The sequence below is a fragment of the Halosegnis rubeus genome, assembly GCF_009184545.1.
GTDB lineage: Archaea > Halobacteriota > Halobacteria > Halobacteriales > Haloarculaceae > Halosegnis > Halosegnis rubeus.
The window spans coordinates 141,338-155,251 of the sequence record NZ_QJOW01000005.1 but is presented as its reverse complement, the minus strand read 5'-3'; the positions used below and the strand labels follow the sequence as shown (position 1 = coordinate 155,251).

General features: G+C 61.4%; 14 protein-coding genes. 4 read left to right on the top strand and 10 right to left on the bottom strand.

The genetic code is table 11. From position 1 onward, the window contains the following. Position 1: 1 nt before the first annotated feature. On the top strand, positions 2-2,170 hold the full coding sequence (locus DMP03_RS12080) for a type B DNA-directed DNA polymerase (RefSeq protein ID WP_172967146.1): 2,169 nt from the start codon (positions 2-4) through the stop codon (positions 2,168-2,170). A gap of 139 nt (positions 2,171-2,309) precedes the next feature. Here the strand turns inward: DMP03_RS12080 and orc4 are convergent, their stop codons facing one another. Both orc4 and DMP03_RS12070 read right to left on the bottom strand, forming a co-directional pair. Continuing rightward, positions 2,310-3,542: a DNA replication protein Orc4 gene (orc4, locus tag DMP03_RS12075; RefSeq protein ID WP_049908454.1), complete on the bottom strand. Its 1,233-nt coding sequence runs from the start codon at positions 3,540-3,542 to the stop codon at positions 2,310-2,312. A 629-nt stretch (positions 3,543-4,171) separates the two neighbouring features. Beyond that, complete coding sequence (locus DMP03_RS12070; protein ID WP_152120808.1) at positions 4,172-4,495, bottom strand: hypothetical protein; 324 nt, start codon at positions 4,493-4,495, stop codon at positions 4,172-4,174. A 138-nt stretch (positions 4,496-4,633) separates the two neighbouring features. Between DMP03_RS12070 and DMP03_RS12065 the strand changes: the two genes are divergently transcribed. Both DMP03_RS12065 and DMP03_RS12060 read left to right on the top strand, forming a co-directional pair. After that, positions 4,634-5,560, top strand: coding sequence for a helix-turn-helix transcriptional regulator (locus DMP03_RS12065; RefSeq protein WP_152120807.1), 927 nt, complete (start codon positions 4,634-4,636; stop codon positions 5,558-5,560). Then, positions 5,557-6,360, top strand: a complete 804-nt coding sequence (locus tag DMP03_RS12060; protein WP_152120806.1) for a DUF6036 family nucleotidyltransferase — start codon at positions 5,557-5,559, stop codon at positions 6,358-6,360. Before DMP03_RS12065 ends, DMP03_RS12060 begins: the two co-directional genes overlap by 4 nt. Position 6,361: 1 nt before the next feature. Here DMP03_RS12060 and DMP03_RS12055 read toward each other — a convergent pair whose 3' ends face one another. The 6 genes from DMP03_RS12055 to merA form a co-directional block, all read right to left on the bottom strand. Further along, positions 6,362-7,189 carry a hypothetical protein gene (locus DMP03_RS12055; RefSeq protein WP_152120805.1) on the bottom strand — a complete coding sequence of 276 codons (828 nt, stop codon included), beginning with the start codon at positions 7,187-7,189 and terminating at the stop codon, positions 6,362-6,364. 99 nt (positions 7,190-7,288) lie between these two features. Beyond that, positions 7,289-8,227: an ArdC-like ssDNA-binding domain-containing protein gene (locus DMP03_RS12050; protein WP_152120804.1), complete on the bottom strand. Its 939-nt coding sequence runs from the start codon at positions 8,225-8,227 to the stop codon at positions 7,289-7,291. An 87-nt stretch (positions 8,228-8,314) separates the two neighbouring features. Then, positions 8,315-8,662 (bottom strand): hypothetical protein, encoded by a 348-nt coding sequence (locus DMP03_RS12045; RefSeq protein ID WP_152120803.1) that lies wholly within the window; start codon positions 8,660-8,662, stop codon positions 8,315-8,317. 71 nt (positions 8,663-8,733) lie between these two features. Continuing rightward, positions 8,734-9,735 carry a DUF6610 family protein gene (locus tag DMP03_RS12040; protein ID WP_152120802.1) on the bottom strand — a complete coding sequence of 334 codons (1,002 nt, stop codon included), beginning with the start codon at positions 9,733-9,735 and terminating at the stop codon, positions 8,734-8,736. A 123-nt stretch (positions 9,736-9,858) separates the two neighbouring features. Beyond that, positions 9,859-10,074, bottom strand: coding sequence for a hypothetical protein (locus tag DMP03_RS12035; protein WP_152120801.1), 216 nt, complete (start codon positions 10,072-10,074; stop codon positions 9,859-9,861). Between the two features lie 179 nt (positions 10,075-10,253). Beyond that, positions 10,254-11,708 (bottom strand): mercury(II) reductase, encoded by a 1,455-nt coding sequence (gene merA / locus DMP03_RS12030; protein WP_152120800.1) that lies wholly within the window; start codon positions 11,706-11,708, stop codon positions 10,254-10,256. Positions 11,709-11,786: 78 nt separating this feature from the next. Here merA and DMP03_RS12025 point away from each other — a divergent pair, with 78 nt between their 5' ends. Next, positions 11,787-12,140, top strand: coding sequence for a winged helix-turn-helix transcriptional regulator (locus DMP03_RS12025; RefSeq protein ID WP_144800158.1), 354 nt, complete (start codon positions 11,787-11,789; stop codon positions 12,138-12,140). A 54-nt stretch (positions 12,141-12,194) separates the two neighbouring features. Here the strand turns inward: DMP03_RS12025 and DMP03_RS12020 are convergent, their stop codons facing one another. Next, complete coding sequence (locus tag DMP03_RS12020; RefSeq protein ID WP_152120799.1) at positions 12,195-12,506, bottom strand: hypothetical protein; 312 nt, start codon at positions 12,504-12,506, stop codon at positions 12,195-12,197. Positions 12,507-12,603: 97 nt separating this feature from the next. Then, entirely contained in the window at positions 12,604-13,809 is a 1,206-nt protein-coding gene (locus DMP03_RS12015; RefSeq protein ID WP_172967145.1) for a hypothetical protein, read from the bottom strand. Positions 13,810-13,914: the final 105 nt, after the last annotated feature.

Sequence of the window (13,914 nt, the reverse complement as noted above, 5' to 3'; positions counted from 1 at the left end):
GATGCCGTTCAGTATCGACTTTCTGGACGACGGCCGCGTCCTGGAGTGGAAGGCAACCGCCGACGGCGCCGTTGCGACCGAGCGCGATGACTACACCCCACGCTTCTACGTCGCCGCTCGCGACCCAGCGTCCGACATCGACCTCACGACACTCCAATCGGTGTACGACCAGCACCCGGATGTCGTCGCGACCGAGATGGATGCGCGACGCCCCGGCTTTCGACGAGACGAGGAGGCCGTTCTCGCCGTCGACGTCGCCCACATCGACCGCGTCACCCCACTCGCCCGGCAGGCACGCCAGCTGTCGGACTATCCAGTCGGGGATCTCGCCTGTTTCAACGTCGACTTCTCGCGAGAGTTCCGATACTGTCTGGAGACAGGCGCCGATCCGACGCCGGCGAACGAGCTGTCGACGCTCCGGCTCAGTATTCCGGTGACCGAAACGAGCAACGACGTCTGCGAGAAACTGTCCGTCGCCGGCGACACCGTCACCGGCTCGCCGACGGATATCCTGACCGCCGTCCAAGGGGCACTCGAAGCGCACGATCCGGACGTCCTGGTCTGCTCAACCAGCGAGATCGTCCCGACCCTGTACGAAATGGCAACTGACGCCGGCGTCGACGACTTCTCGCTGAGTCGGTGGCCGGACGTCGACTACCAGCAGCTCGCGAGCCGGTCGACGTACTCGAGCTACGGCCGCGTCGGCCACTCGCCGGCGCGGTACAACGTGCCCGGCCGGGCGATTATCGACGAGTCGAACACGTTCTTCTACGGAGAGACGAACCTCGACGGCGTTCTCGACCTCGTGTCGCGCTCAAAGAAGCCCGTCCAGGAACTTGCGTGGGCGTCGATCGGGAACGTGCTCACGGCGATCCAGATCTGCGAGGCCCACGACCGCGGTGTCCTCGTGCCATGGAACTCCTGGCGTCACGAGTTCTACAAGCCGATGGGGACGCTCCACGACGCCGACCGCGGCGGGTTCATCTTCGCACCCGAGGTCGGGCTTCACGAGAACGTCCACGAACTCGACTTCTCCTCGTTGTACCCGAACATCATCTGTACCCGGAACGTCTCGCCGGACGTCATTCGATGTGACTGCCACAGCGACCGCGACGACGTCCCCGGCCTCGGGTACTCGATCTGCGACGAGCGGGGCTACCTCGTCGACGTGCTACAGCCGATCATCGACGCGCGCGACGAGATCAAGGCGGCCATCCGTCGCGAGAAGGAACGGGACAACCCCGACGAGGACCGGCTGGCGGAACTCGAGGGACGGTCGGGAGCGCTGAAGTGGATCCTCGTCGCCTGCTTCGGCTATCAAGGGTTCAGCAACGCGAAATTCGGCCGCATCGAGTGCCACGAAGCAATCAACGCGTTCGCTCGCGAGATCCTACTAACGGCGAAACAGCGACTGGAAGCTGGCGGCTGGCGGGTCGTCCACGGAATCGTCGACTCCATCTGGGTGACGCCGGACCCCGACGTCGACGACGATGACCGCGAGGACCTCGAGACGCTCGCGACGGAGATTACGGAACGCATCGAGATTCGGCTCGAACACGAGGCTCACTACGACTGGGTGGCGTTCGTCCCGCAGCGCGAGAGCGACGCCGGCGCGCTGACGAAGTACTTCGGAAAGGTCGCCGGCGACGACGACTTCAAGGTCAGAGGCATCGAAGCCCGGCAGCGCTCGACCCCGCCGTTCATCGAGGACGTCCAGCGGGACTGTCTCGACCAGCTCGATGCCACGCGGTCACCGGACGCGGTACTCCGACGGCTCGAACGAGCAATCGGCGAACTACAGGCGGGCAACGTAGAAGTAGAGCGGCTCGTTGAGCGGAACCGTGTCTCCAAGCCCCTGGAAGGCTACTCACAGAATACCCAGAACGTGGCCGCCTTGAAACGGGCCCGCGAGCAGGACCTGGCAGTCCACCCGGGCCAGGATATCGAGTACGTGGTCGTCGACGACGAGAAATCCTCGCGAGACCGGGTCGCCCTCGCCCACGAAGCGATCGAGACCTACGACGCCTCGTACTACGAGACGCAGCTGGTCAGAGCAGTCGAGAGCGTGCTTTCACCGCTCGGGTGGGACCGAACCAATATTCGCCGAGAGCTCTCCGGTGAGAGGGACGCCGTTTTGACCTCGTTCGGAGCCTCCAACGAACTGTCGTAGTGGACCCCACCCCTGGTTTCCGTCGTTTCGATCCAACCCCACGTTTCCGACGTAATTTTCGACCCCCCTCGTTTCCGTCGTTTCCTCACGCCCCACCCCGGATTTCCGTCGTCCGCACCCACTCAGTAGTAGGGGGTCACTACTCGCGAGTCCAATCCTGCATCCGGCTGTCCTCGAGGATCGTTTCGCGGACGACCTGGGGATCTTCGATGAGTCGGTTCTGGAGGTGGATGCCGCCCGCACTCCCCTTGTTGATCTTCTCGATTTCGACAACCCCGAGGAAGGCTTGCTCTTTCAGGATGTCGCGGAACCGGCGGACGGAAAGGATATCCATATCGAGATGGTTGCAGATGCGTTCGTACTGGTCGTACACCCGACTCGTGAGGAACGCATCGTCGTTGCTGTTGACACTCAGCTCCGTGAGCGCCAGCAACGCCGCCTTCGCCTGCGTGGGTGCGCCGTTCACGAGTTCTCTGAACCGGTCCTTTTCGGCGTGCTGCTGTGCCTGGCGGACGTGTTCCTCCGTCACCTGCTCTGCTCCGGCCTCGTAGGCGACCTCCCCGGCGTGGCGAAGAATGTCGATCGCCTTCCGAGCGTCACCGTGCTCCTGCGCGGCGAAGGCCGCCGAGAGCGGAATCACGTCCTCGGAAAGGACGCCGTCCTGGAAGGCGTCCTCACGGTTGAACATAATCTCCCGTAACTGGTTGGCGTCGTATGGCTTGAAGAACAGCTCCTTGTGCTGGAAGCTGCTTTTCACGCGCTCGTTCACGTTGTCGACGTACTGGATCTTGTTGCTGATCGCGATGACACCGACGCTACAGTCGATTTTTCCCGCCTCCTCAGCGCGCGAGAGCTTCATCAGCACGCTGTCGTCGTTCATCAGATCGATCTCGTCGAGGATGATGATCACAGAATCGAATTGAGCGTCGAGCGTCTTCCAGAGGAGTTTGTAGTATTTCGACGTACTGAGGCCGGTATGGGGGACGGAGATTCCAGTCGAAGATTCATCGTTCAGCTTCGCGGCCAGTGAGGAGATTGCTTGAGTCTCCGTGTTGTCTTCAGCACAGTCGATATACGCGGTTCCAATCTCGACGCCATCCTGAGCGGCATTCTGAGCTCGTTGGCAGACGTGTTTCGAAACGAGAGATTTACCAGTCCCCGTTTTCCCGTAGATCATCACGTTTTCTGGGGAGTACCCGTGGACAGCACCGTTGAGACGTTTCGCGAGCTTCGAGATTTCCTCGTCGCGACCGACGATCCGGTCAGCCTCCGGCACGTGGCCGATTTTCAGGAGATCCTTGTTCGCGAAGATGCGATGCCCGGATTCAAAGAGTGGATCGTCGACAGAACTGGGTGAAGAGTCGGGCGTCATTGAATATCACACGGTGTGAGCGGGGGGAGTATAAATCTAGTGGAGAACGCCACCCCACGTTTCCGACGTTCCTTGTCCGATATCAGCCGGAAAATGCCGTCATTCGGGGGAATTGGATTGCTGACAATATAGCCGCGTTTCCGACGTGAGAGAGGAAACCCATAGACGGAAGCGGCGCGTTGTTGTCGAATCCCGAACCCACACACCCCACGTTTCCGTCGTAATCACCGAACAGGTGGGAGGGGACTCGAAGAAGACATCCACGACGGGATACCAAAGACGAGAGCGGCCTAGCCGTCCAATACTGGCCGCCTACAGAAGCAGCTGGGAAGGATCGTTTCATCTGAGGGGGCGAAGTACTTCGCCCCCTCCTTGGTTGAAGTTCACTTAATGAGCGTTTCTCGGCTATACTACTTTAATCTATGTGTTGAAGAAGTTAGTTCTTCTCTAGATTGGTTCTAGGTCAACAGAATTAGTAGCTGCATACCGCTATCGTAGCCTCTCCCTATGCCGTCGTGGAGAAACGACGGAAACGCGGGGGGTGTGGTCCCTTCGAAATCAGCGCTACCCCCTCCACCAACATCCAGTTACGACGGAAACGTGGGGTGGGTGTCCTCCATCATCGAGTTTTACTCGTCCGGGTTGACCGGACCCTTGTACTGAGAACGAATCTTCTCTCCCTCCCGCCACTGCCAGTAGTAGTAGCGATTGTCGTTGATTTCCTTGATCGTGATCGTTGCTTTGGCCGGGACGTCGTCCGGAAGATCGTCTGGTCGTTCTTCGACCTCTTCTTGATCTGCCGACTCCTCGATACGGGCCTCTCGTTCCTTGTGCTCGGCGAGCGCCTCAGCGTACGTCGCAACGTCTCGGAGCTGCTCCGGGTCCGACTCGTTGAGCGTGTTGACGATCTCCGTCGGGAGGTTCGCCGGTGGGGTCGGGGGTTCGTAGGACATCGGCTACTCTCGTGTTAACCAACACGGCCCACGAATCCATAGTTTTGTTGGTTAAGACGATGGAGACGACTCTCGTGCCTGCTGACTGTAACACTACTCGAAACTTCTTTATATGCAAGTTTCGTACTATGTTACACCGTGCTCCGGCGCATCGAACTCGAGGTCCTCGCCACGGTCGACCGCGGCGACACGATCTCCGAACTCGCGACGAAGCTCGACCACAGCGAGAGCTACCTCTCCCGTGCCGTCGCCGACCTCGTCGAGAAGGGGCTCGTCTACACGGAACGCGACGGCCGGCGAAAACGAGTTATCCCGTCGGATGCTCGCGCCGTTGAGCTCTATCAGGACCTCGTTCGTCAGCACTCCCACATTGACTTCCCCGAGCTACTGACCGGCAAGGCACTCGAGGTGCTGTACTACCTCGACCAGCCGCGAACCGTCTCCGAGATCGCCGACCGGAGCGACAACTACCGCAACACGGTCAACCGGGTCCTCAAGCGGTTTCGCGACCGTGGGCTCGTCGGGACGGCCGACGGCCACTACGAGTTCAACGCCGACTTCGACCGTCTCCACGAGTTCGCCCGTGAACTCGCACACCATCTGCATCGTCAACGCCTCGAAGCCGTCGCCCCAAAGGGGACAATTCTCTGGGAGGACTACGACGAATTCCTCGCGCAGGCCGAAACGGAGATCGAGGCAGAGGGGTTCCACGAAACCGGCCTCGCTCGATTCGCGGCCTTCGACCTCCAGTTCCTGCTCACCGGTCACCGCTACTACGTCTACTCCGAGGATCTCGACGCAGTCTCGCCGGCGGAACTTTGTTGTCACACGCTACTGATCGACGACGGCAGCCGCCACCGCTCGTACTGTCTCCTCCTGCTCAGCCACGTCGACGTCGACGAGGCGGACCTCCGAGAGCAGGCGGCGAAGTATGGTCTCGAAGACGAAATCGACGCCCTGCTCCGCTACCTCGAGACGTACGGCGAGGTTGATGACGAGCAGCTCCCGGCGTGGGACGAGTTCCAGGAGCTGGCGGCTGACTACGAGGTGCCACTACCACAATGAGACCCACATTCGGACGCGAGTACATCGAGAACGAGTTCCAGCGGATCGGAGATGGCCTATCTGAACCGCTCACGGTCTACCTGATCGGTGGTGGCGCGATGTCGCTGCGCGACCTCAAGGGGGCGACGAAAGACATCGACCTGGTCGTCCCGGATGGCGACGCATACGGGCAGTTGTGGGCGGTCCTGATGGACCTCGGGTATGCGGAGGTCCAGTCGCTGGATCCAGATTACCGGGCGCTTGGCGCGACGAGCTGCGTCGAGAACGACGACGGGTGCCGCCTCGATATCTTCAACCAGCAGGTCGCGAACAAGCTCGTGCTCACCGATGGGATGCAAGAGCGCAGCGAGCCGTTCCTCGACACGGATCGACTGACGGTCCGGCTGGTCAGCAACGAGGATATCTTCCTGTTCAAGGCAATCGCAGGCCGCGATGACGACATCGAGGACATGAATATGCTCGTGCAGGCCGGCCTCGAATACGACGTCGTCCGGGATGAACTCGAAACCCAGATCGAACGCCTGGAGGATGATCAGTTCGCCACGTTCGCGAACGAGGCCCTGGTCGAACTCGAGGAGCGGTACGGAGTGACCACGCCGATCGAGGGGCGCGTTCAGGAACTGACGAACAGGTACTACCGGGGGCTCGAAGTCCTCCAAGCACTCGACGAGCCGATGACCGTCGACGAACTGGCCGCCGAACTGGAGATGGATACCGACGAGGTTCACGACCGGATTGCGTATCTCTCAACGTTCGACCGGGTCCGTCGAGATGGCGACACAGTCCATCCCGTGGAGTAGCTCAATCACTACCCTGCGGGGAAGGAAGGCGGCCGTCTGGTCGGGGCACGCGACCTCGTTTGATCTCGTAATCGACGCGGCGCAGGTGCTTGCAGCCGCCCTCGGGTGAACGTTGCTGCCAGTCGGGACAGGTACACGATTCGTCGATGACGTCGACTTCGTACCTGTTGCCGGACGCGGACTGCACCTCGTAGCGGCCACCTTTCGAGAGGAGCGAGATGTCCATCGCTTCGGCGACGGCACGCTTCGTGCGGGGCTCGAGATCGTCCTTCGACTGTGCGTTCTCGTCGACGACCAGTCGGTCCCGAACGTCGCCCGTTCGGCCCCCGTCGGGAGCGACGGCTTCCGCAGGGCCACTGAGCCGCTCGTGGAGCACTTCCTCCACCGGATGGCCTTCCGGCCACAGGTAGTGGACTTCGCGGCGCTCGCGATGGTCGTAGGAGCCGCACGCCGCTGCGTTCCCGGTCCAGACGCGCCAGGCACCGAGCGCGGCCATCACGTCGACGATGTCGCGGGGGACCGTCTGGTGGTCGTCCGGAAAGAACACCCGGAATCGGGTACACCCTTCTTGCGGCGGCACGGTCTCCCACCAGTCTTCGCTGGAGCCCCAGCTGTCGTACATCGCATCGTCGCTCCCGTAGCCGACGGTCACGCCGTCGATCGGCGTCCAGTCTGCTGGGAGGTGGTCCGACTCGCCTTCGAGCACCCGGAGGACGGCGTATCGGAGGTACTCGTGGGCTTGATTGTCCGTCGTTCGAGCGACCTGGTCGTGTTGCTTGGCAACGTGCTCGGCTTCCTCGAGGACCGTCGTGAGATAGGGTTCAGTCATTATTCGACGGAGGTCTGAATGCGCCTCCGCCCCTAGGCGGGCGCTGAAAAACTTAACCAACAGAACGGAAGGAATCCATCACTCTGTTGGTTAACTGTGTTAGGACGATGATTCGCCTTCGAGCACGTCGATGAGCTCTTCTGCTGTGGAACTGATCCGTCCGAGGCGCTCGCGAACGACCTCGGAATCGTCCGACTCCCACGCAGCGAGGTAGAACGCCGACCCACTGGTGTCGAGCCCGCAGTAGCGCCCGACGACGTACGCGACGGCTTCAGCCTCGACTTCGCGTTTCGACCGCTCGGTGTCGTCGTCGACGTCGAAGTGGAGCAGGGCGTGTGCGTACTCGTGGATCAGCGTCCGCGCAAGGTCGGCCTCGTTCTCCCGATCACGCACCTCAACGAGCGGCTGAACGTCGACGAGGCTCAGCTGCTCGCAGATGCCTTTCGCCTCGCCGTGGGTCCACTCCTCGGCTGGAACGATCCGCACCGTCACGCCGAGGTCGTCAGCGGCGGCAGTCAACTGTTCGACGAGGTCGCCGGCGTCCCCGGTGGCTTCCGTATCGAGATCAGGAAGCGGTTCGCCTTCGGTCTGAGAGACGTCGAACACCGGCGCAGGCTTGAACCCGACCAGGCCCTCGGACCACTCCTCGGGCGGCGTCTCATCGTAGTCACAGTCGCTGTCCTCATGGTAGCTCGGCGAGTTCTCGCATTCCGGGCACTGCTTGGTGATGATCGGCGCCCAGATCCAGATGGCCGACTCGCCCTCCGTGACGTGGCGGTCGAACTCCTCCTGCCACGTACGGTAGCCCGCCACCCGGCTCGCCTCGGGACACTGCCGCTTGATGAGGAGCGTGTTCCGGTAGGAGTAGTCGTGGAAACGACTCTGGACATCGAGCCACTCTTGGAACTCTTCGCTGGCCTGCGCGTCGTCGACGCCGGCGACGAGGTCGTCGATCCACTGTTCGATGGTACTGTTCATCTCGTCTGATCGCGTGTCGGTCTGGTCGAAGGAGACCGACGAGTCTCTGGTCGTAGACATCGTGATCACCGAATCGAGTTCACGACGACTGCGTCTGTTCAGACCGCGCCGCACCCCTCAGGGGCGTTCAAAAAACCGGTCTGTCGGTCAGCGGAGCTCGTGGCATTCGTCAGCGAAGCCGACCGTAACGAGGTACTCGAGGAACTCGTCGAACCGCTCAACGTCGCTGGGCGTGTCGGTCGCAAGGTGACGTGTCCACTCGATGGCCCACTGGAAGGCGGGATCTGTCCCGCCCTTGCCGTGTAGATACCACCACCGGGCCGCTTTGAGAACCACTATAGGATTCGTCGGCGGCTGCTCACCGGCGAGCCCACGGGTGATGGACTCGATTTCGTCGGGGACGTCGGCGGGATCGATCTCCGCTGATTGCGTGTTGTCGATATCGACCGGGATATCGTCGATTGAGACGTTGTCGGGACTCTGTTGTTGACTCACTGGAAGTCACCTCTGAGAGCTTTCGGAGGAGCCCTCGCCCTCTCTGGGGGCACGAAAAACAGGTCGCGAAGTCACGCCGGCGGGAGGTAGACGCTCTGTTCGCCTGCGATCTCCTCCAGGTTGTTTCGATGACGGTGGCTGAAGTAGCACTCGTAGCTGCAGTATCCACAGATAGCGCCGGTATCGTATTCGGCCACGTACGGGCAGCGGCGAGTTCGCCAGACGTTCGTCCCGCACTCGGTACAGGCGGCGTCCTCGAGATCGGCAGGACTCGGACCCTCGTACTCGACGTCGAGCCCCTCGTCTTGCGGTGTCGTTTCGGGCCAGATTCCGTGGGTCCTCCAAAACTCACGGACGCGAGCGAGGCTGTGTCGCACCGTCTTTCGCACGGTGACGTGGTCGGCGTCGCGACCGCTGTCGTCCCAGCCGTCGGCCGTCCAGAACTCACCGAACTGCGCGCCGCGATGCAGCCCGTTCCAGTCGACGCCGACGATGTCGGCTGGTGGCTCGTCCTTGAGTGTCGGTCGGGTCAGCTGTCGAATGGCATCGAGCTGCTTGGGCGGACTCCCGCCGAGGATGTGGACGCGCCGCCCTCTCCAATCGGCTGGGTCGGAGAACTCGTGGGCCAGGCGGTCGGCGTATCCGCGTGAATACCCGAGGACGAGGGTCTCGGGGATCGCGTCGATTACTGCTTGGGACTTCGGAACGACGATGAGCTCGGCCTCGGGATAGCTCGCTTGGATCTCGCGAGCCGCAGCGACGTGGGCGTCGACGTCGTCGATTTCGTGGACGTCCCCGATGACCCCGACCTGGGGTTCGTACTCGAAGAAACGGTCGACGAACCGCTCCAGATCGGGATTCCGGAAATTATTGTCGAGCATCCCGACGGGGAGGCTAAGGTTCTGATACTGCGCCTCCTGGTACCCACAGTCCTCGCGAAAGCCGGGAAGGAAGCCGAGGTCGACAGCGTCGACGACAAACGGCGCTCGATGCAGAAACGCCACGTAGTCTACCTGTCTGGCGGCGGCGATTTCGCGGGCGGTGCTGGCGCTGGAGCCCAGCTTGAGGGACATGATTAGGCTCGCGAGGCCGCTGCTGGCTGCCCCGCACCCTCTCAGGGGCCCGAAAAACCGAGACTCAGGCAGTTAACCAACAATAGGGAAACTCACGCGGAGTGTGTTGGTTAAGAATAGAGCTTATTCTTCGTTCTCACGCAGCTCTTCAGCCTTCCACTTGAGCCGGCGCAGAATCTGCGTTCGATTCTGGTGGGCGTTCTCGTAGGCAACGCACTCCTGGAGGGTCTCCATATCCGGAATCGTCTCGATCCCTGCCTTGATCAGGCGCGTGTTCGGTGCTTCAAGCCGCTTTTCAGGCGGGAATTCGTCATTTTCGGCGTCGTCTGTTCTCTCCATATCGGTGCCCTCCACCCCTTGAGGGCCACCAAAAACGACACTCTATACAGCGTCGCCAGGTCTTCCAACAAAGGGTGGCTGCCGAGCGATGATCCCCTGCTGGAATCCCGGATCAGAAAATCCTCTTCCCATGTGACTTCGAATCACTTTATATCGCTACCAGTGGCCATGAGCCGGTTTCATTCGATACAGCAGCTCATCGTTGACGTATCCCGCCGAAACGCCTGACAGGCGTGTTTGAACGCCTCACTGAATGTGGGGAACGGGTGGACGGTATCGATGATGTCGTCGACGGTGAGGCCGAACTTCACCGCCAGCGTCGCTTCCATGATCATGTCAGCGGCACGGGGGCCAACCATGTGGACGCCGACGATTTCGTCGGTCTCGTGGTGTTTGACGACCTGGACGAGGCCATCCGTGTTCTCGACGGCTTTCGCTCGCGGGACATCCGCCATCTGGACGGTTCGGCACGAACAGGTTCCGTGCTCGTCCATGTACTCCAGTTCGGTCGTCCCGACCGCGGCGACTTCCGGGCTGGTGAACACGACTGCTGGCACCGCGTCGTAATCGATGCTGACGCCCTCGTCCCCGAAGGCGTTCTTGACGGCGTGATTGCCCTCCTTGGCGGCGACCGTCTCCAGTTCGGGTTCGCCGATCACGTCGCCCGCCGCGTAGATGTCGGGATTGGTCGTCTGGAAATGTTCGTCGACACGAATCGCGCCGTCGGATTCGGTCTCGACGCCGACTGCTTCCAAGCCGATGTCCTCGCTGTTGGGCTGGACGCCGGTCGCAACGAATAACGCCTCTGCGGTGAACGCTCGCTCCTCGCCCTCGATGACAGTCTCCACAGCGACGCCCTTCTGACCAGGGTCAGCACCACTGTCGGTAGCCACATCCTGAACCTGCTGGAAGTCGTTACTGGTCACGACGTCGATTCCCTCCTCGCGGAAGGCTCGTTGCATTTCCCGGCCGAGTTGACCTTCCATATCTGAGAGCACGTGACCGGAGCGCTGGAGAACCGTCACATCGACGCCGACACGGTGGAGGATCTGGCCCCACTCCAGCGCGATGTATCCGCCACCAAGCATCACGATGCTCTCGGGTAGGTCGCGCTCCTCGAGGATGGTCTCGCTCGTGTAGTAGTCAACGCCGCCGAGGCCGTCGATGGATGGCGCCCACGGTGAACTTCCGGTCGCGACGAGCGCCTTCTCCCCAGTGATGCGTACGCCCTCGTCGTCGCCGTCGACGACCTCGATGGTTGTGTCGCCGAGCAGCTGGCCGTAGCCCTCGTAGATGTCGGTCTCGAAATGCTCTGCGACGTCGACGTAGTTCTCCTGCCGGAACCGTTCGACGAGTTCGTCGGTGCCGTCGAGTGCGTCGGCCCAGTCGACAGTCGGTTCCTCAGGGTATCGAACGGCGTCGAAGGGGTTCTCCGACTCTGCAGCGCCGCTCTCGGCGACGGCGAGCAGATGCTTGCTCGGGACACAGCCGACGTTCACGCACGTCCCGCCGATGGGAAGGCCGGTGTTCACCATCGCAGTCGAGAGGTCCCGCCGGCTCGCCTCAGTGATCGCGGCGAACGCTGCGGCGCCACCGCCGAGAATCACGAGATCATAGTCGGAGATGTGGGTCATCAGTACCTATACTTTATGACGGGAAGTTCTTATGCTCCAGAGTCCGAAGCTATAGAGTAGGTTGGAGGCTACGAAGCTATGGCAGATACTACTTCACCGGCGCCAACGTGCGATGTTGAGGGGACGTGCTACTGTCCGCTCACAGGAGTTATCGACACGTTGAGCCGAAAATACGCGATGCAACTCGTTAGCATCATCGGCGCACACGACTCACTGCGGTTCGCGGAGATCGAAGACCACCTCCCGACAGCGAGCACGTCGACAATCTCGAAACGCCTGAACGAATTCGAGGAGGCAGGGCTCGTCTCACGGACGCAGTACAACGAAATCCCACCGCGTGTCGAATATGCGTTGACAGAGGATGGCGACGAGGTTCGAACACGACTGGAACCGTTACTCGAGTGGGCGACAGAAAATAGCGGAAATGCGTAAACCGAGCCATTCCAAAAGAGAAACCAATTCTCCACGGACTCCCCTCAAGTCTGGTTAGGCCTCTGGGGATTCGAGTACTGTGAGATTCTGGACTGGGAAGGGATTGCTTTCTCCGGCGAACTCGTCCTCAGGGACGTAATGCCAGAGGTGGCCGTCTACCAGGTAGAGAAACGACTCGCCGCCTTCTGCTTCAACTCTCACCCGCTTCCCGACATTGTTGTCTTCTTCCCAGCCGATGACGGTCAACGGCTCGACGGGCCATTCAAAGAATTTGACCGAGTCACCACGCTCCAACTCTTCAAAAGTCTCTATATCCCCCTGCTGTGGCTCTCGCGCGTCGAGAGTCGGATTATGCTCAATAGACATGGTCTCTGGGTACGCCCCTACTCACTTAATACTGTCAGCAGTGGATTCCAGCCGCTAGAACGGAAGCACGCCTGGCGAATCTTCTCTCCGACTGCTCTTAGCCCATCGCCTCTTGGAACCGCTCGCGCAGCGCGTCCTCACGTTCTTCGAACTGCTCGACTTTCTCCTGCAGGTCGTCGCTGACGCGCTCGATACTCGCCAACGCTCGTTCGCCGGCCAGCGACGCCTGTGACCCGTCGTCACCGTCCGCCTCTAGCTGCTGCTCGTAGGCCTGCTCGACGCGCTCGATCGTGCCTTCCGGATTGAACAGGATGTCGTTGGCGATGCGGACGTACTGATCGAGGGATGCCCCCTCTTTCCCTTGGAAGAAGTGGGTGAGGGCGTACGTCGCGCCGGAATGCAGCGTCCACATATCGATCTCGAAGGGGGACGCCGCATTGGCTTCTGCATCGCCGGCGGCACGCTCGGCCAGGTAGTCCGGGAACCCCAGCAGGGTGTAGAACTCCGTGACGGTGAACGGGAGTTCGGAGAAGTCGAGGTCGATGTCCTGGGCGTCCCGGATGAACTCGAAGAGGTCATCGGCGACGAGTTCGACCTGTGCGAGGAGTTCCTCCCACCAGGTCCGGAAGTTCCGGACGTCGCCGACGTGTTTGATGACCTCCTTGTCGGTGAGCGATCGCATCGTGTTCGAGCAGTAGCCATCCTGAGCGAACCCCTCCACGTAGACGGCGTGCTCGCCGAAGAAGTCGTAGCCCGACGTGACGCCCATCGTAATCGGGTCCGACCGACCGGGAAGGCGCACCTCGAGGCCGTCGAACATGATGTCCATATGGACTTCGCCGCCGCCCCGATAGCGCCGAATCTCGCCGAACATCACCTCGCCCAGCGGGGTCCCGTCGATGGTCTCCTCACGGAGGACCTCCTCCAGCGGCCCGTAGACGTCGACCGGGTTGATGATCGAGTAGCTGTCTGTGGGAACGTGGAACAGCGGATCCGTGTCCGCGTCCTCATCTCGGGCCTGCTCCTGAGCCCGACTCGGCTCGACGAGCGCGTTGAACCGCTCCGTCTCGACCCACTCGTCGGTGTACGGATTCTGGTACGCCACGGTCGTCTCGACGGCCTGCGGAAGATCGCGAATCGCCTCGGCGAAGGTCACAGGGTCTGCATCCCCGTGTCGCTCTCGGTACCACTCTGGTAGTTCGGTGTCGGTACGCCCATCGACGCCAGCGAAGATGGTTCTGGACTCTGGATCTTTCATCTCAGTCACCTCACTTGAGGAATCCTCGTCGACGCGCGACTGCATCGTCTCGCGCCCTGCGCCCCTCTCCCGGGCGCAAAAACAACACCACGTTAACCAACGCCCGTCTCTGAATGGCGGGGAGTGTTGGTTAATCCAGGTCCAGTCCGC